The following is an 18276-nucleotide window of genomic DNA, read 5'->3' as shown; positions in this document are numbered from 1 at the left end:
TTTCATAAAGGCCTAATCTCTAGTTTTAACCGTAGATCGGAGCACGCCATGAAAAAGATTTGGAAGGCAGTCTGCGCTGTCGCTGTGGCCGGCGTTATGTGTTTGCCAGTTCACGCCGAAGAAAAAAATATCACCATGGGTACTATGACGTGGGAGGACTTGACGCCAATTACGGGTATTACCAAGAAGGTGCTTGAAGACTCTGGTTATACCGTAAAAGTTGTAGAGTTCTCCGAGTGGGGCATCGCTTATGCGGCATTAAGCAAAGGTGATGTTCAAGTGCTGGCGTCGCAAACGGACTACGCGGCAAACGATTACTGGAACAAAAACAAGAACAAAATCGAGAAACTCTCGCCGGTTTCGTTTGGCCTCTACCAAGGGCTTGCGGTACCGAGTTATGTCGACATCGATTCCATCGACCAGTTGAACGCCAATTCGGAAAAACTGGGCGGCAAGATCATCGGTATCGAACCGGGTTCCGGCCTGATGAACGATGCGACCAATGTGGTTAAGGCCTATGACCTCAAGCTGAAACTGGTGGAAGGCAGTACCACGGCAATGACGGCGGCGTTGAAATCGGCAGTCGACCGTAAAGAGCCGGTGGTCGTCACCGTTTGGGATCCGTCCTGGATGACCAAGAAATTCGATCTCAAATTCCTGAAAGATCCAAAAGGCATTTTCCCGCCGCTACAAGGCTACTACTGGATCGGCCACAAAGGCTTCGCTGAAAGCAATCCGCGTGCGCGTGAACTGATGGCGAGCGTGTACGTGCCAATCGCCGACATCACCGCGATGAACGCCGAAGTCAAAGATGGCAAGACCATGGAACAGGCCATCAAGGGCTGGACCGATAGCCACAGCGAGCTGCTAAAGCGCTGGGAAAATATCAAGAACTGATTGCTGATGCCTTACGCCACTGCCGCCCTTTGATTCATTAGAGAAACCAGAAAACTGGTTCACGGGTTACGAAAATGACAACGGCCAAAATAGACACTAACGAAGTGCTGATAGATTGCCAGTCAGTCTGGAAAATCTTCGGGAAAGCCGCACCGGCAGCGATGAACGCTGTCACTCAGCAAGGGCTGACCAAGACTCAGATCCTGCAAAACTACGGCTGTGTGGTCGGGGTCTCCGACGTCAGCCTCCAGGTTCGAAGAGGCGAAATCTTCTGCATCATGGGCTTGTCCGGCAGTGGCAAATCCACCTTGATCAGGCTCCTCAACAAACTGATCACGCCGAGCTCAGGCAAAGTGCTGGTCAAAGGCAAGGACCTGTCTTCCCTGACACCAGCGCAGCTTCGAGAGGTGAGGGCGCGTCACATCGGCATGGTCTTCCAGAGTGTGGCGTTGTTGCCCAATCGAACGGTGCTGGAGAACACGGCATTCGGTCTGGAAGTGCAGGGCGTCGGCAAGGCTGAGCGGTACAAAGTGGCCGAGCAGGCACTGGCCAAGGTGGGGCTGAGCGAATGGTCATCGCGTTACCCCACGGAGTTGTCTGGCGGCATGCAGCAACGTGTCGGTCTGGCCCGCGCGATTACCGCCGACCCTGAAGTGATTTTGATGGATGAGCCGTTCAGTGCGCTTGATCCATTGATTCGCCGGCAGTTGCAGGATGAGTTTCGCCAGCTGACCAAGGAGCTTGGCAAGTCCGCGGTTTTCATCACTCACGACCTGGACGAGGCCATCCGCATCGGTGATCGCATCGCAATCATGAAGGATGGCGTGATCATCCAGGTCGGCACCGCCGAGGAAATCGTGCTTAACCCGGCGGACGATTATGTCGCGGAGTTTGTGGCAGGTATTTCCCGGCTCCACCTGGTCAAGGCTCACTCGGTCATGACGCCGGTCGAGCCTTTCAAGGTCGCAAACCCGGGATGCGACATTTCCAGGCTGAGCAAGACTTCGCTGGGCGCAGACATCAACGAACTGATCGGATTGACGATGAAGTCCGAGCGCGACGCGCTGGCAGTCATCGACAACGGCGTGGTGGTGGGCATCATTACGCCGCGCGATCTGCTTCGCGGCGTTCAGGGCATTCCGAATGAATTCTCGGCCTCAACAACCGAAACCGTTCTGGAGGCATCGACATGAGCATTCCGGACTTTTCCGATCAATTCGACGCGACCATCGACTCGAGCCTGGAATGGCTCTCGGACCATGGCGAGTTTTTGTTCGACGGCGTCAATGCACTGCTGACGGGCGTTTATAAAAGTGTGCTTTGGTGCATTGCCTATCCGCCGTATTACCTCGTCGCGCTGGCCATCGCCCTGATCGGATGGCGGGTGGTGGGCGCCCGGTTCGCGATTCTCGCGGGCCTCGCGCTGGTGTTCTGCGACGTGATCGGCTTGTGGCCAGAGACGGTCAGCACGCTTGCGCTGGTGCTGACGGCCACCGTACTGGCGCTGGTGGTCGCGATTCCATTGGGCGTGCTGGCCGGTCTCGCACCGTCGGTTGATCGCGTGGTCGATCCGGTGCTGGACCTGATCCAGACCATGCCGCCCTACATCTACCTGTTGCCGGCCATCGCGCTGCTGGGCTACGGCCCGGCCACCGCACTGCTGGCGACTTTTATCGTGGCCGTGCCGCCGGCGATACGCCTGACATCCCTGGGGATTCGGATGACCCCGCGAGAGTTCATCGAGCTGGGCGATGCCAGTGGTGTCACCGGCTGGCAAATGTTTTTCAAGATTCGCCTGCCGTTCGCCAAGCCCAGCATCATGGCCGGGGTGAACCAGAGCTTGATGATGGCGTTCGGCATGGTGGTTATCGCCGGCATCGTCGGCTCCGGCGGGTTGGGTGAATCGATCTACGGCGCTGTTCGTACACTGGATATCGCCAAGTCGATCAACGCGGCCATCGCCATCGTCATTCTGACCATGATTCTGGATCGGTTGGCGCAGCACGCTGCCCGCTCGCGGATGGGAGAAAGCCAATGAGTGCCTCAGAACTGCAATTTTCCCCGGGTGAATTCCTGGCGCCCGCAGTCGATTGGCTGAACGCCAATCTGCACGGTGTGTTCAAAGGCATCAGCCAAGTCATCGAGGCGGTGCTGGGCACGGTGGAGTCCGCGTTGCTGGCGCCGCATCCTTATCTGTTCATCGCCATCGTCGTGGTCGGCGCGTTCTTTTTCGCCAACAAACGCGTCGCGGTGTTTGCCGCCTTGATGTTGGCGTTTTGCCTGTTCGCCGGCCTTTGGGCGGCCTCCATGCAAACCATCGCGCTGGTCTCGGTGGCGGTGTTGATCTCGGTGGCCATCGCCTTTCCGCTTGGTGTGCTGGCGGCACGGGTAAAACGCGTGGATGAAGCCTTCCTGCCGATCCTCAACATCATGCAAACCGTGCCACCGTGGGTTTACCTGATTCCCGCCGTGATGCTGTTCAGCCTCGGGCGAGTGCCGGCAATTATCGCGACCATCGTCTACGGCATTCCGCCGATGCTCAGGCTGACCACCCTGGCGTTCAAACAGTTGCCGAAAGACCTGCTGGAACTGGGCCAGGCGTCCGGCGCTTCACCCCGGGACATTCTGTTCAAGATCGAACTGCCGACGGCCGCACCGACGCTGATGGTCGGGCTCAACCAATGCATTCTCATGTCCCTGGCGATGGTGGTGTTGGCGGGCCTGGTTGGTGCCGGTGGACTCGGTGCCGAAGTGACGCGAGGTCTTTCCAGAATGGAGATGGGCCTGGGGTTGCGCGCCGGTCTGGCGATCGTCGCGGTGGCACTGTTGCTGGACCGGCTGACACGCGGCGCGTTGCAGCGTCACTCCCCACGCGCACTTCTTTGAGAGACCTTCAGAATGAGACGTAGCTTTTTTTGTGTCGACTCCCATGCGTGCGGGAACCCGGTGCGGGTCGTGACCGGTGGCGGGCCTCTGCTGCCGTCCGTTTCGATGGCCGAACGCCGTGAGATTTTCGTGCGTGATCATGACTGGGTTCGCACCGCGCTGATGTTCGAACCCCGTGGGCACGACATCATGTCCGGCGTGATCATCTACCCGTCGAACCGCGACGATTGTGATTTTGGCGCGTTGTTCATCGAGGTCAGCGGCTGCCTGCCAATGTGCGGGGCGGGTACGATCGGCTTGTCCACCGTGGTGATTGAAGAGGGGCTGGTCACGCCTCGCGAACCGGGCCGGCTGGCCATCGAAACACCGGCCGGGCGCGTCGATGTCGATTACGTCATGAGCGGCGAATACGTGGACTCGATCCGACTGTTCAACGTGGCGAGCTACCTGCACAGCGCCGACGTGGTGGTCGAGGTGCCGGGCATTGGAGCCTTCACCGTCGACATTGCCTATGGCGGCAATTTCTATGCAGTGGTTGAACCACAAGAAAGTTGGGCCGGCCTGACGGGGATGACGACCGCAGACATCGTCAGCCTGAGTCAGAAACTTCGTTCGGCACTGGCAGGCGTGTGTGATCCCGTGCATCCCGAAAACAACCGGATCAGTGGCGTTCACCATGTCATCTGGTGCGACGACGAACACGGTACCGCCGCCGATGGCCGCAGTGCGGTGTTCTACGGCGACAAAGCGATTGACCGCTCTCCCGGCGGCACCGGGACGTCGGCGCGGATGGCGCAACTGGTGGGGAAGGGCCGGTTGCGCGTAGGCGAGACGTTCCGCAATGAGAGCCTGATCGGCACGATCTTCGAAGGCAAAGTCGAGTCTGCGGAGAAAGTCGGCCCTTTCGACGGCATTCGCCCCAGCATCGGTGGCTGGGCGCAGATTACCGGGCACAACACCATTTTTGTCGATGACAAGGACCCGCTTCGTCATGGCTTCCAGTTGGCATGATCAGGTGTAAATGGCGCTAGGGTGTTTTGAGCGCCAGCAGGTAGCATTAGGTTTTATCTACGCCGTAACCGAGTGCCAAAAACTTTGATCGAACGACGCCAATTTAGCGGAGGCATGAAGGGGAAAAATCTTCGCTATCTGAACGACAACCCCGACGAGCCTGTTCAACTGACACGGACAGGCTTTTTGCTGCTCGAACATTTTTCGCTGCCGGCATTTACGCAGGCACTGGATACGATCGTCACGGCGAATCTGCTACGGCCAAAACTGTTCTCGTCGCGCACGTTCGGCTTGCACGACGGGGAGGTCGTCAGCGATCTGGGGCTGGTCATCCGGCCGGATGCGCGCATCGATTGTTCCGCCGTAAACGAACTCGATCTGTTGGTCATTTGCGGTGGTTACAGGACCGAGCTGAAGGCCTCTGACGAGTTGGCCAGTCTGTTGAGAGCGGCCGCCGACCATGGCGTGAGCCTGGCCGGTTTGTGGAACGGCGCCTGGTTCCTCGGGAGTGCCGGCTTGCTCGACGGCTATCGCTGCGCGATTCACCCCGAACATCGTCCCGCGCTCGCAGAAGTGGCGAAAGCGACGCATGTCACCAGCGAGCCTTTTGTCATTGATCGGGACCGGCTCACGGCGTCCAGTCCTTCGGGCGCGTTCCACATGGCGCTGGACTGGATCAAGAGCTTGCACGACAAGGCTCTTGTCGAAGGGATCGAGGACATCCTCGCGTTCGAAGAGTCGCGTTACCGGCGGATCAAACCAACGGAAAATGTCTGCGTGAGCGCACCCTTGCGCGAGGTGGTGAAGCTGATGGACGCCAACCTCGAAGAACCTCTGGAGTTGGAGCAGTTGGCCGTCTACGCAGGCCGTTCTCGCCGCCAACTCGAGCGTCTGTTCAAGGAACAGCTCGGTACTACGCCTCAGCGCTATTACATGGAATTGCGCATTACCGAAGCGCGGCGCCTGCTGCAGCACACGGAACTGTCCCAGGTGGATGTGCTGGTGGCCTGTGGTTTTGTGTCACCGAGTCATTTCAGCAAGTGCTACAGCTCGTATTTCGGGTATAGGCCGTCGAAGGAAAAACGGCTGGTCAAATAAGCCCCTTCAATACTTGTAGGAGCGAGCCGGCTCCGGGCGGCGTTCCGACGATGGACTTCAGAACACCGCGTTTATCCAGATAACACGCGTTTTTGTTCACGACCATCGCGAGCAGGCTCGCTCCTACCGTTCAAATGTTCGTAATGACATGCGTTGTCGTACGACTATCTGATTTTCAAATACCCACGACCACACCCGGACCACTAATCTCTTCAAGGGCGGCACAGCCTTTGCCGTTCGGCGGGTTGTCTGTCGAGACGAACGGCCATTTTCCGGATTGACAGCCGGGTAGGGGAGTCGTTATAAAAGGCGCAGTTGTACGACGACATACGATGTTACACCCCTAAAAACAAAAACCGGGTCCCATCATGAACTCAATCCGCTTTCCAGCCTTCCCGCATACCGCTTCTTGTGGTCCGGTCCTGATTGCCTGCCCAGGTGCTCAGTCATCCCCGTTATCTGTAGATACCCCCCGATTGCACGTGCTACTCGTCTGACGATTGCCACGGAGCAGTTCGCTGCGCGTAAGAATTGATCTCGCTTGAAACCGAGAGATCATCACCACAATCCAATAATAAAGTGATGCCATGAATCTGAACGAGCCCATCAATGCGCAACGTGTCGGCCAGTCCGTCGGCAAATATCGCTGGACGATCTGTGCACTGTTGTTCTTCGCCACCACCGTCAACTACCTCGACCGCCAGGTGCTCAGTCTGTTGGCGCCGGATTTGTCGACGCAATTTGGCTGGAGCAACAGCGACTACGCCAACATCGCTTCCGTTTTCCAGTTTGTGTACGCGATATCCATGCTGTTTGCCGGCCGTTTCGTCGACAAGATCGGCACCAAGAAGGCCTACATCATCGCGATCGCTGTCTGGTCGACCGGCGCCATGATGCATGCCTTTTCAGTGCCGATGGGCGAGGGCATCGCAGCGGTGAGCAGTGCGTTCGGCCTTGCGGTGATCCCGGTCTCGATTGCCGGTTTCATGCTGTCCCGCGCTGTGCTGGCGATAGGCGAGGCGGGTAACTTCCCGATCGCGATCAAGGCCACGGCCGAATACTTCCCGAAGAAGGAACGCTCCTTCGCCACCGGTATCTTCAACTCCGGTGCCAACGTGGGCGCGATCCTGGCGCCGATCTGCGTGCCGCTGATTGCTGCCCTGTGGGGTTGGGAAGCGGCGTTCATCGTGATCGGCATGCTGGGCTTTGTCTGGGTGGCCGTGTGGATTGCGCTGTACGAAAAACCTGAAAATCAAAAACGCCTCTCGGCAGAGGAACTGGCCTTCATCCGCAGCGATGCGCAGGTGATTGCCACCCCGGCACCGGGCATTGCCGAGAAAAAAGTCTCGTGGTTCAAGTTGCTGACCTACCGCCAGACCTGGGCGTTCGCCTTCGGCAAATTCATGACCGACGGTGTGTGGTGGTTCTTCCTGTTCTGGCTGCCAACCTACCTGTCGGCGCAGTACGGCATGAAGGGCGCGGCCATCGTGTTGCCTTTGGCCGTGTTGTACAGCATGACCATGGTCGGCAGTATCGGCGGCGGCTGGTTCCCGAGCTATTTCATGGCACGTGGCGATGCGCCGTATGACGGCCGGATGAAAGCCATGCTGGTCATCGCCTTCTTCCCGCTGCTGGTGTTGCTGGCTCAGCCACTGGGTTACATCAGCTTTTGGGTACCGGTGATATTGATCGGCATCGGGGCGTCGGCGCATCAGGCGTGGTCGTGCAACATCTTCACCACCGTGTCTGACATGTTCCCGCAAAAATCCATCGCGTCAGTGGTCGGCATTGGCGGTTTGGCCGGCGGCATGGGCGGTGTTGCGATGACGAAGCTTGGTGGTTGGGTGTTCGACTACTACAAATCGATCAACGATATTCATACCGGCTACATGATCATGTTCGCCATCTGTGCGGTGGCCTACCTGGTGGCGTGGAGCGTGATGAAACTGCTGGTACCGCGCCACAAGGAAATCACCGATCTGTAATCGGCTGGCTTGAGAGGTTGAACCGGTAGACGGCGGTTATAGCCGTCACCGGTTTCGTTTCACCATTCACCGCCCTTCAGTTCAGGGGGCGCAGGTCAGGTACGACTCGCCATGCGCCGTTTCACCCTGTAGCAGTCATTGATATCGAGCGCTTTCTGGTAAAACTCCCAGCGCTGCGCGCGGTTACTGTCACCCTGCAGCCGGTAAATCTCCGCTTGATAATCACGGCTGCTGCCCCATTGCATTGCCATGCCCACGGGCTCTTCGCGTCGACACTCAAGCTTTACAACCGGCTGCGGAAAGTATTTCTCATAGAGGGGCATGCTGGCCTCGATCGCCTGCAGCGCTGTCTGGTATTGGACGGTGTCCGTGAACGCCACACACCAGGACGAAATCTCGAGTGCCGCTGGAGCAAAGCCATGTACCAGACTTTGTTCGAACAAGGGGCAAGCCTTCTCCTTTATCACGTCGCTCGGATGGAGCATCACGTAGATCAACGCCAGACGATACTGCGCTACCGGATGCTCAAGCGCTGCGGCTTGCTCCAGCAATGTGATCGCAGGCCTGAGCAACACTCCCGCTTCGTCGACCAGCGCCATTGAGCGCTGCTTCTCCTCGGCACTCGCCGTGGGAAAATTGGAAGGCACCGCTTCAAGCTTGCTATTGGCTTGCTGCAGATACGGGACAGCCTGTTGGTAGAGACTCTCGGAGCGAGAATCTATGGAAAACGAACTCGCCATGCACAGCGACGGCATCAGACTCGCCAGCAAGGTGATGCAACTGCGATGGATAAACATGGGGACTTCCTTGTGTCACGCGTTTTCAGTGTTGCGCAGGATACTGAGAACTTCGCATGGGGACCACTTTCAGGCGTGAGCGATCAGGATTCTGGTGACGGTAATGGACGCGCGTGAATGACGACTCGAGCCTCACCCCTTGGCTCGGTGACGCAAGCGTGAGTACGAAATCAGCATGCTGGTCAGTTCTTGTGTCACTTGGGTGAAGGGTGACACTCGACGGCTGATCAGGCACACCTCGCACGACTCCAGCGGCTCGCGAATCGAAATGCTGGTCAGCGACGAGGAAAACAGCTTCATGCCGGCAAGCATGCCGGGCTCAATGGTCAGGTAGTCTGTCTCGGAGATGATGTGCAGCATTTCCAGCAGCGACTCGGTCGTGATCGCGATCTTCGGGGGCGGCAAGCCTTGGGCTTTGAACAGCTCGATCAGTTGCTTCTCCGCGCTACCGGCAATCCCCGCCGGGCGGACGCTGATCCACTGGCAGTCGGCGAGGTCGCGCACTGAGCGAGCCTCCGCCAGGGGATGCCCCTTGCGCGCAATGACGCTGGCTTTCGAGCGGTAAAGCCGCTCAATCTGCAAGTCGATATCGCAAACGTCGGCACTCAGTGGACACATCACAAAGTCGAGCCGGCCCGCGCGAATCATTTCGATCAACTTCTTCGTCTGGCCACCGGCGACGTGCAACTGCACGTTTGGAAATCGGCGGGTAAAACTGTTGAAGACCGGCATCAGGCACGCAGCCAAGGGCTCCGTCGTGACACCCAATGCGATCTGACCTTCGGGCGCACCGTTGCATTGTCGGACGTCCTGTACTGCGCGATCACAATCCAGAATGATCGAGCGTGCCCTGGTCAGGAAAACCTTGCCGGCCAGGGTCAGGCTGATGCCTTGATTGGAGCGCACCAACAAGATGGCCCCCAGTTCTCTTTCCAGACTTTGAATCGACTCGGTCAAGGTGCTTTGAGCCGCTTCCAGCGTTCGCGCCGCCGAACGAAAACTGCCCATGTCGACCACTGAGCAGAACGCCCGAAGCTGGATCAGTTTCATGCAGCAGTGATCCAGTTGTTGCCGTTGTGGCCATGGGCAGCGTGAGAGATAGAGATTGTGCGGCTGCTTGCGGTGTTCATGGCGGATTCTCCAAACGGCAAGGGATGTAGTGGCTTGTTATCGCTATCGATTAGATCGTATGCGATGTATTAATATTCAAGCAAAAACCCCTTGATGTCAAAGATCCTGTCGCGACTTGGCGACGAGCGGTGATGGGCTTCATCTCAACTGGCGAAGGGCAGCAAGGTGGTCGGAAAAGCCGAAGGTGATCGGTTTTTCCGTCATTCCCGGCGCTCTGATCTCGTCTATAAAATGAGCCAAGTCATATAGTTACGTATCTTTTGTGCTATTTGACTTTAATAAAAAACTCAAGGAATCACTGATGAGCAAAATCGAAAAAGTCTTGGCTACCGGCAAGACTCACACCACCCTGAGCAGCTCCGGCAACAATTCGCGCGGGCACAACGGCAACCTCGACATCGAACTCTCAACGCCGGGGAGCGCCAAACCGGCCCACGTATTTGCCGCCACCCAGCCGCACCCGACGGCCGAGCAGTTGTTTGCCGGCGCATGGTCGGCTTGCTACATCGCAGCGCTTGGCCTTGCGGCCAAAGAGTTGAAGGTGGCTATTCCGGCCGACGTGTCCGTCGACATCGAGATTGATCTGGGGCAAACCGGGAATGCTTACTTCCTGCAGGCCGGGTTCAACGTCAACCTGCCAGGCCTGCCTTATGAGGTCGCTTGCGCTGTTGCACATGCGGCGGATCAAATTTGCCCGTACTCGAAGGCCACGCGCGGCAACATTGATGTGTATTTGAATGTTCAGACGTCGTGAGTCGATATAAAAAGCCGGGTTCAAGTCGCTGAGGTAAGTGAAAAGCCCAAAGCATGAAGACTTGATGCTGACGGCGGCAGTGTCCGTCGACGCACGACTCCCTGGTGAGCCGTGCGTCGACCGTCACCGGCCTGCTGCACTTGGATAACGAACATCAGAGGAACGAGCACTTCCGACACCATCGCATGCGATGTATAGTCGGGCCTTGCGATCCATTTGTCTTTGGCCCGGAGAATGCTCATGAAACCCACTGAAAAGACATCCGCCCTCGACCTGAAACTTTCCGACTTCCTGTGTTTTGCGGTCTATTCCTCCAACCTCGCCTTCGGCAAGGCTTACAAGCCAATGCTCGAACGGCTCGGACTCACCTACACGCAATACATCACCCTCGTGGCGCTGTGGGAGGAAGACAACCAGACCGTTGGCAGCCTCGGCGAAAAACTGTTCCTGGAATCCAACACCCTCACTCCGATCCTGAAGAAGTTGGAAGCCATGGGGTATGTGCTACGCCAGCGCGACCCGGAAGACGAACGCCAGGTGCGGATCAGCCTCACAAAAGAGGGGCGAAAATTGCGTGAAGGTCTCTCCGAAGACGGCTTCCCGCAAACCGGTCTGGATGCCGACGACTTCGTGCAATTGCAGCAGGCAATCGTGAAGTTACGGGGCAACCTCATCCGTACGACGAAAGATCGGGAGTAGGGCGACTCAACCGTTCAAGCCTGTCTACCCGAAGGCAAGACGACAGGCAGTTCATCACACAACCCGCGCCGGCGCTTTACCCTGCCACCCTCACCAAGCATCATGTGCGGCCCGCACTTATGCCAACGGTGCCGGACATCCGTGGTGAAAAGGACCTGCAGTTGAACGAACAGACATTGTCCATGCGCCTGGAGCGCGTGGCTGCGCATATGCCAGCCGGTGCGCGCCTGGCCGATATCGGCTCGGATCATGCCTACTTGCCGGTGGCGTTGATGCGCCGTGGCGCCATCGCATCGGCGGTGGCGGGCGAGGTGGCATTGACACCGTTCCACTCGGCCGAACGCACCGTGCGCGAAAACGGTCTGGACCAGCACATCACCGTGCGCCTGGCCGATGGCCTGGCGGCAATCGAACCGGGCGACGGGATCACCGCGATCAGCCTCTGCGGCATGGGCGGCGAGACGATCCGCGACATCCTCGACAGCGGCAAGGCGCACCTGAGCGGCCAGGAACGCCTGATCCTGCAGCCCAATGGCGGCGAGCAGCCACTGCGCCAATGGCTGATGGAAAATGGCTACCGCATCCTCTGCGAGGAAGTGCTGCGCGAAAACCGTTTCGACTACGAAATCATCGTCGCCGAGCGCGCCGGACCAGTGACGTACACCGCCGAAGAACTGTACTTCGGCCCGCTGCAGATGCAGGCACGCACCCCGGCGTTCCTGGTCAAATGGCAGCGCATCCTGCGTCACAAGCAACAGACCCTCACCCAGTTCGCCCGCGCGCGGCAGGCTGTGCCTGAGGAGAAGGTGCAGGATGTCGCCCGGCAGGCGCGGTGGATTAGTGAGTTGCTGGCTTGAGTACGGTTTCCGGGTTTGTACGGACGTTAGCCGGGCGGATATCCCTCAAAGGTGTAGGCACATCAAATGGTTGATAACGACCTATCGCGAGGGGCAGCAAACGACCCATAGCAGCCCTTGATGTATGTGTGTTGTCGCCATATGTTATTGGCATTCATGGAGGATTCTGACTGATGGCACGCGTGGGATTGATACTGACACCCGGTTTTACGGACTGGGAATATGCTTTCATTGCTGGAACTGCGTCTCCGTTTTACGGGATCGACGTCAGGTTTTTCGCTTCTGCTACGGGGCAGTTCCTCTCGCAGGGTGGATTGGCTGTAACTGTCGATAGCAGCTTGCAACAATGTCTGGACTGGAAACCGGACGTTGTTGTCGTCATTGGAGGAATGGTCTGGGAGCGTGCAGAAGCACCGGATATTCGAGAGTTTCTTCATGCTAGTCGTTCAAGTGGAGCGACAATTGCCGGTATCTGTGGGGGAACGCTGGCACTTGCGAGGGCCGGGCTTCTCGACACGGTTCCTCATACATCGAACAGCGCTGACTTCTTACAGCAGAATGCCGTAGGTTATGAGGGGCGCACGCTTTATCGATGCAGTGCAGTGGCTGTGGTTGCAGACCGCATTATAACTGCTCCAGGCCCTGCACCCGTTAGCTTCACCTGCGCAGTGTTCGAAGCTGCCGGGCTATCTTCAGAGATCACTTCTCAATTCAGGTCAATGTTGGCAGCGGAACATCGGTGACTGCTTCGTCCTGCAAAACAGCCGATCAGGTGATGTGTTCGAGTGGCCGCTCATGGCCGATTGCTGCCCTCCGCGACAGGCAGCAATCGACCCTTTGCAGTCAGTCAAATTACCGATGCAATCAGGCGATAATCCGTGCATTTCTGGCCTCATTGATCATCGAGGATTACATACGGTTTCTAATAATTTGACGTTGGCCGAATGCATGTGCATTCAGCCTTCGATAGATCTACTTTGTTTCTAAATGACCACTACAGCAACGGTCTAAGTCATGAAAGTGCTTTGGAAATGATTACGTGGTGGTTCGCTCGGCGTTATTGGGCCTGTCAGCTAGAAAGCTAGTGTGTAGGGAAGGCAATCCAAGGCGCTCTACGACGGAGATGCAAGCGGCCGACTACTTCAAGCTTCCAAAAAGGAATTGCTGGAGCCGTTCGGATTCTGGATTTGCCAACACTTCCTTAGGGCAACCGCTCTCTTCTACCAGTCCCTTATGCAAAAAGGTCAGATGGTTAGAAACCTCACGAGCAAAGCCCATTTCGTGGGTCACCACCACCATAGTGCGTCCCTCCTGCGCAAGGTCTTGCATTACCTTAAGTACTTCACCAACGAGCTCTGGGTCTAGCGCCGACGTGGGCTCGTCAAACAGCATCACTTCCGGCTCCATAGCAAGAGCGCGGGCAATGGCCACGCGTTGCTGTTCGCCACCAGACATATGTCCTGGATAAGCATCTTTCCTGTGTGCCACTCCGACCTTGTTCAGGTAGTGTTCGGCCCTGTCGCGAGCCTCACTTTTGGAAAAACCGAGCACGTGTACGGGAGCTTCCATGACGTTTTCCATGGCACTCATGTGTGACCAGAGGTTGAAGTGCTGGAACACCATTGCCAGGCGCGAGCGCATACGCTGCAATTGTTTGGGGTCAGCGGCTCTAAGCGCTCCGTCTTTGCTTGGCGTTAGCTTCAGCTCTTCGCCGTTGAGCAGGATCTTTCCGCCGTAAGGTTGCTCCAGCATATTGATGCAGCGCAAAAAGGTGCTTTTGCCGGAACCGCTTGAACCGATGATGCTAATAACATCACCAGCCTTGGCGGTCAGGGACACGCCCTTGAGCACTTCGTGAGTACCGTAGCGTTTGTGCAGGTCTTGGACTTCTAGTTTGTACATGGTTTCGATCTCCTGTGGCCATGTCGCTCGGAACGCGCTCCTGATGGGTGGCTTCACGACTGACCTTGGCCAGCCATCGTTCAGGCAGCGCGAAGAAGCGGGGGGTTAGGCGCGTAATGAATTGAGCGTGCTTGGCACCACTCCCTAGTGCTTGCGCGGGGCGAGGTACGCTAGCCAATGGCGCTCGGCGTGCTTGAACAGGCGCACCAAGATTAGGGTCAGGCCAAGGTAGAGCAAGCCTGCTGTGATGAAGGCCTCAAACGGCAGGTAATACTGCGAACTCACCGTGCGTGCGGCACCGGTAATGTCGATCAGTGTGACAATCGACGCCAGGCAAGTGGTGTGCAGCATCATGATCACTTCGTTGCTGTATTGCGGCAGCGCCCGGCGCAGGGCCGAAGGTAACAAGATCCGGCGATACAGCTTGGCACGCGACATGCCGACAGCTTTTGCCGCCTCTATCTCGCCGTGAGGTGTAGCTTTCAAACTGCCAGCAAGGATCTCAGCGGTGTAGGCACTGGTGTTTATGGCAAAGGCTATACAGGCGCAAAAGGTGGCGTTGGAGAGGTAAGGCCAAAGCGCGCTTGCGCGTAATGCCTCGAACTGCGCCAGGCCGTAGTAGATCAGGAATAGTTGTACCAGCATCGGTGTGCCACGGATTACGTAGGTATAGAGCCACGCCGGCAGGTTTACCAACGGGTTTCTGGACACCCGCATCAGTGCCAGCGGTACTGCCGACACCAGACCCAAGGTCAGGGAGATCACGAGTAGTTTGAGGGTTACCAGCATGCCTGCAAGATAAAGCGGTAGGTTCTCCAGAATAACGCTGTAGTCGAAGATCATAGTTCAACCGCCTTGATACCCGCGGAGTAGCGTTTTTCCAAAACACGCAGTGCCAGCAATGAAACGCTGGTCAGCACCAGGTAAAGCGCTGCCGCTGCCAGATAGAAAGTGAAGGGTTCGTGTGTCGAATCTGCGGCGCTCTTTGCCTTGAACATCATGTCCTGCAGGCCGACCACGGAGATAAGCGCCGTAGCCTTGGTCAGCACCAGCCAGTTGTTGGTAAAACCAGGAATGGCCAAGCGAATCATCTGCGGTACTAATACACGGAAAAAAACCTGAGAGTCGCTCATACCATAGGCAACTCCTGCCTCGCTCTGTCCTTTTGCAATGGCCATAAAGGCACCGCGGAAGGTTTCGGACAAGTAGGCGCCGAAGATTAATCCCAGGGTGAACACGCCAGACCAGAACGGGTCGAGATCAATGTAGTTCTCGTGGCCGACCATCGACGCTGCGAGGTTCACGACCTGCTGGCCACCGTAAAAAACCAATAGAATCAGCACCAGGTCAGGGATGCCTCGCACGATGGTGGCGTAGCCTTCACCCAAAAGCGCCATCCACTTGATTCGCGACAACCGAAGCGCTGCGCCAATCAGGCCAAGAGTGATCGCCAGCAATATGGAAGATAGGGCCAATAACAGCGTAAGCCAGGCACCATCGAGTATGGTCGAACCGTAGCCATAAAGCATGATTCAAGTCCTTAAAACGCGCTCTGAGATATCGGGCGCTGCCAATTCAACGAAAAAGTGGCGCAATCACTAAGTTGAGAGTTGCGCCATTACCAAGGGGAAGTAATTAGTCGCCAAAGACGTCGAACTGGAAGTATCTATCCTGGACTACTTTATACTTGCCATTAGTCCGGATGGCTGCAATGGCTGTGGAGATCTTTTCAGCCAAGACCTTATCTCCCTTGCGCACAGCAATACCTTTACCCTCACCGAAGTAATTCTTGTCAGTGAAGGCCGGACCTGCCAAAGCGAAGCCTTTGCCGGCGTCGGTCTTCAGAAAGCCATTATCGATGTTCACCGCATCCGCCAGAGTGGCGTCTAAACGTCCTGCGGCCAAGTCTAAAAAGACCTCGTTCTGCGAGCTGTAACGCACCACTTCCACACCGGCAGGAACCAGGACCTGGCTTGCGTAGCGATCAAAGGTTGACGCACGTTGCACACCGACTTTCTTACCTTTCAGATCAGTCAATGGATCGTTGATCACGGCACCTTCTTTCATCGCTAGGCGAGCCGGGGTATTGTAATATTTATCAGTGAAGTCCACCGACTTGAGACGTTCTTCAGTGATGCTTATCGATGACAGCACGGCATCGAACTTACGGACTTTAAGGGCAGGAATAAGACCGTCGAACTCTTGCTCTATCCATTGGCACTTGACCTTCATTTCTTCGCATAGGGCGTTCCCTATGTCGTAGTCGAAGCCGGTTATCTTGCCTTCCGAAGTCTTGTAGGCGAAGGGCGGGTAAGCTGCCTCGATACCTATGCGCAAAGGGGGCGTGCCATCGGCCATGGCAATCAATGGTGATATCAGAGACAGTGCCATGGCACCAATAAGTGAAGTTTTTCTCATTACGTGACTCCTTTGTAGAGTGGGGTTTTCGCGGGCAGGAATAGGACGTAGCAATGCTTGCCTATAAAAAGGAAGGGCATTGTCCTCGAGTGTTTATTATTTTTGTTTTTCTGAGTACCAACCCATTTGATGTGCGCGGTACTCCAGAAACTAATATTCCGTTTGCTGTTAAGATTACTTCCCTGGGAGTCTGTTTTTCGTATGTCTAAATCACTTCTTAAAATTAACTATGGGCTTATATTCTTGAAATTGATTAGGTGGTTGCGCTGAGTTTCATAGTTGAAATAATTTTGATGCTCTTTAGAGAAATACTGAGGATTAATCTAAAGTCGCTTCAGTTGAAAATTCGGAGAATTAACCAGTGCTGTAAAAATGGGTGAAAAAGTTTTCACCATAACTATACAAAAAAGCAATTTTGATGGGTTCGTTATGGCGTCGGGTAGCTACCAGGCAACAGAATGTTGTGATTGATTTGGCTGATGTCGGTATAGCCACAAAGTGCCATTGTAAGATCCATCTCTTTGGCAATGATCTCCAGTGTTTGCCGAACACCCTTTTCCCCAGATGCACCAAGGCCGTATAGGTGGGCTCTACCGATTAGAGTGCCTTTGGCGCCAAGAGCCAGTGCCTTGATCACGTCCTGTCCGCTGCGGATACCGCTATCGAGCCAGACTTCGACCTGGTTGCCTACTGCGTCAACAATGGCCGGCAGCATCTTGATGCTCGAAGGTGCACCATCGAGTTGACGTCCGCCATGATTACTCACGATGAGTGCATCGGCACCGACCTTGACTGCCATTCGCGCATCCTCTACATCCAGAATGCCTTTCAATACTAGTTTTCCACCCCAGCGCTGCTTGACCCAGGCAATATCGTCCCAGCATAGGCTCGGGTCGAATTGATCATACGTCCACTCAGCAAGCTGGCTCAGGTCATCGACGCCTTTGACGTGCCCCATGATGTTGCCGAAGTGGTGTCGGCGGGTGCCGAGCATTCCTTTGATCCAGCGGGGTTTGCTCAGCATGTTCAGGATATTTGCAGGGGTTGGCCGAGGAGGGGTGCTCAGACCGTTTTTCAGGTCTTTGTGCCTCTGGCCGCTGAGTTGCAGATCAAGAGTAAGCACCAGTGCATCACAACCTGCGGCTTTTGCTCTATCAATCAAGCGGCCGATAAAGTCACGGTCACGCATGATGTACAACTGGAACCAGAAAGGGGATCCCACCTCATCAGCAATATCCTCCAGCGAGCAAATGCTGACGGTCGATAAGGTGTAGCGAATGCCCGCCGATGCTGCAGCCCGAGCCGCAAGAATTTCACCGTCGGCGTGCATCATGCCAGCGAGCCCGGTCGGGGCGATAGCGACTGGCATTGCCATGTCGATTCCAAGCATCTTGGCTTCCAGTGAGCGGTTTTCGATGTTGCGCGCTACCCGCTGACGGAACTTGATCCGCGCAAAGTCACTTTCGTTTTCTTGATAAGTGCTCTCAGTCCAGGAGCCCGTGTCGACATAGTCATAGAACATTCTCGGCACACGCCGCTGAGCTAACAGGCGAAGATCTTCTACGCAAGTAATGATGGTCATACGGCCACTCCCCAAAAACATTGATGGGGATGCTAGCGGTTATGGAGCGAGTGAGCGGGGAAAAAAATGCGCGTCATCAAGGCGTTTTTTTCCGTTAGAGCGAGTGCTCCAATTGCATCTGGGCGCTGGATACTGTAGTGGTCTAATGAAACCGGACACCCATTTAGGCGAGAATGCTCGCCAGATCGAGGTGTCAGATGACCAAACAACGCCGCTCCTTTACTCCTGAATTCAAGCGCGAGGCTGCCGACCTTGTGCT

Annotated in this window: 19 protein-coding genes; 11 read left to right on the top strand and 8 right to left on the bottom strand. The window is 56.2% G+C overall.

Annotated features, from left to right (window positions below; translation table 11 throughout):
• Positions 1-48 precede the first annotated feature (48 nt).
• The 7 genes from IB245_RS18335 (at position 49) to IB245_RS18305 (ending at position 7877) form a co-directional block, all read left to right on the top strand.
• Positions 49-897, top strand: a complete 849-nt coding sequence (locus tag IB245_RS18335) for a glycine betaine ABC transporter substrate-binding protein (protein WP_008038804.1) — start codon at positions 49-51, stop codon at positions 895-897.
• A 74-nt stretch (positions 898-971) separates the two neighbouring features.
• Positions 972-2090, top strand: coding sequence for a quaternary amine ABC transporter ATP-binding protein (locus IB245_RS18330; protein WP_192228239.1), 1119 nt, complete (start codon positions 972-974; stop codon positions 2088-2090).
• Positions 2087-2935 (top strand): ABC transporter permease, encoded by an 849-nt coding sequence (locus IB245_RS18325; RefSeq protein ID WP_008038802.1) that lies wholly within the window; start codon positions 2087-2089, stop codon positions 2933-2935. Before IB245_RS18330 ends, IB245_RS18325 begins: the two co-directional genes overlap by 4 nt.
• Positions 2932-3783 (top strand): ABC transporter permease, encoded by an 852-nt coding sequence (locus IB245_RS18320; RefSeq protein ID WP_192228238.1) that lies wholly within the window; start codon positions 2932-2934, stop codon positions 3781-3783. The genes IB245_RS18325 and IB245_RS18320 overlap by 4 nt, the downstream gene beginning before the upstream one ends.
• Positions 3784-3795: 12 nt before the next feature.
• Positions 3796-4794 (top strand): 4-hydroxyproline epimerase, encoded by a 999-nt coding sequence (locus IB245_RS18315; RefSeq protein WP_192228237.1) that lies wholly within the window; start codon positions 3796-3798, stop codon positions 4792-4794.
• Between the two features lie 114 nt (positions 4795-4908).
• Entirely contained in the window at positions 4909-5892 is a 984-nt protein-coding gene (locus IB245_RS18310) for a GlxA family transcriptional regulator (protein ID WP_192228411.1), read from the top strand.
• A 587-nt stretch (positions 5893-6479) separates the two neighbouring features.
• A complete protein-coding gene (locus IB245_RS18305; protein ID WP_192228236.1) occupies positions 6480-7877 on the top strand; it encodes an MFS transporter in 1398 nt (465 codons plus the stop codon).
• A 95-nt stretch (positions 7878-7972) separates the two neighbouring features.
• On the opposite strand, the gene IB245_RS18300 is transcribed toward IB245_RS18305, so the two are convergent.
• Together IB245_RS18300 and IB245_RS18295 are read right to left on the bottom strand one after the other, a co-directional pair.
• Positions 7973-8674 (bottom strand): hypothetical protein, encoded by a 702-nt coding sequence (locus IB245_RS18300; protein WP_192228235.1) that lies wholly within the window; start codon positions 8672-8674, stop codon positions 7973-7975.
• A 132-nt stretch (positions 8675-8806) separates the two neighbouring features.
• On the bottom strand, positions 8807-9724 hold the full coding sequence (locus IB245_RS18295; RefSeq protein ID WP_192228234.1) for a LysR substrate-binding domain-containing protein: 918 nt from the start codon (positions 9722-9724) through the stop codon (positions 8807-8809).
• Positions 9725-10106: 382 nt separating this feature from the next.
• Between IB245_RS18295 and IB245_RS18290 the strand changes: the two genes are divergently transcribed.
• From IB245_RS18290 to IB245_RS18275, 4 genes are all read left to right on the top strand, one after another.
• On the top strand, positions 10107-10559 hold the full coding sequence (locus IB245_RS18290) for an Ohr family peroxiredoxin (RefSeq protein WP_192228233.1): 453 nt from the start codon (positions 10107-10109) through the stop codon (positions 10557-10559).
• A 240-nt stretch (positions 10560-10799) separates the two neighbouring features.
• Complete coding sequence (locus IB245_RS18285; RefSeq protein WP_008033385.1) at positions 10800-11258, top strand: MarR family winged helix-turn-helix transcriptional regulator; 459 nt, start codon at positions 10800-10802, stop codon at positions 11256-11258.
• Positions 11259-11419: 161 nt separating this feature from the next.
• Entirely contained in the window at positions 11420-12115 is a 696-nt protein-coding gene (locus IB245_RS18280) for a tRNA (adenine(22)-N(1))-methyltransferase (RefSeq protein WP_318652974.1), read from the top strand.
• 173 nt (positions 12116-12288) lie between these two features.
• Positions 12289-12858: a DJ-1/PfpI family protein gene (locus IB245_RS18275; RefSeq protein WP_192228231.1), complete on the top strand. Its 570-nt coding sequence runs from the start codon at positions 12289-12291 to the stop codon at positions 12856-12858.
• Positions 12859-13252: 394 nt separating this feature from the next.
• Here the strand turns inward: IB245_RS18275 and IB245_RS18270 are convergent, their stop codons facing one another.
• From IB245_RS18270 to IB245_RS29090, 6 genes are all read right to left on the bottom strand, one after another.
• Entirely contained in the window at positions 13253-14017 is a 765-nt protein-coding gene (locus IB245_RS18270; RefSeq protein WP_192228230.1) for an ABC transporter ATP-binding protein, read from the bottom strand.
• A 144-nt stretch (positions 14018-14161) separates the two neighbouring features.
• The gene (locus tag IB245_RS18265; RefSeq protein ID WP_192228229.1) at positions 14162-14860 is read right to left on the bottom strand and encodes an ABC transporter permease; all 699 of its coding nucleotides are present in this window, start codon (positions 14858-14860) and stop codon (positions 14162-14164) included.
• Positions 14857-15546, bottom strand: coding sequence for an ABC transporter permease (locus IB245_RS18260; protein WP_192228228.1), 690 nt, complete (start codon positions 15544-15546; stop codon positions 14857-14859). The genes IB245_RS18265 and IB245_RS18260 overlap by 4 nt, the downstream gene beginning before the upstream one ends.
• A 106-nt stretch (positions 15547-15652) precedes the next feature.
• Complete coding sequence (locus tag IB245_RS18255; protein ID WP_192228227.1) at positions 15653-16435, bottom strand: ABC transporter substrate-binding protein; 783 nt, start codon at positions 16433-16435, stop codon at positions 15653-15655.
• 427 nt (positions 16436-16862) lie between these two features.
• Entirely contained in the window at positions 16863-18017 is a 1155-nt protein-coding gene (locus tag IB245_RS18250) for an alpha-hydroxy acid oxidase (protein ID WP_192228226.1), read from the bottom strand.
• A 32-nt stretch (positions 18018-18049) separates the two neighbouring features.
• A partial coding sequence (locus IB245_RS29090) for a hypothetical protein (protein ID WP_225609919.1) occupies positions 18050-18276 on the bottom strand: 227 nt, incomplete at its 5' end.

Source organism: Pseudomonas sp. PDM02, from assembly GCF_014852285.1.
Classification (GTDB): Bacteria; Pseudomonadota; Gammaproteobacteria; order Pseudomonadales; family Pseudomonadaceae; genus Aquipseudomonas; species Aquipseudomonas migulae.
The sequence above is the reverse complement of the archived record's forward strand: the minus strand, read 5'-3'. Positions and strand labels throughout refer to the sequence as shown.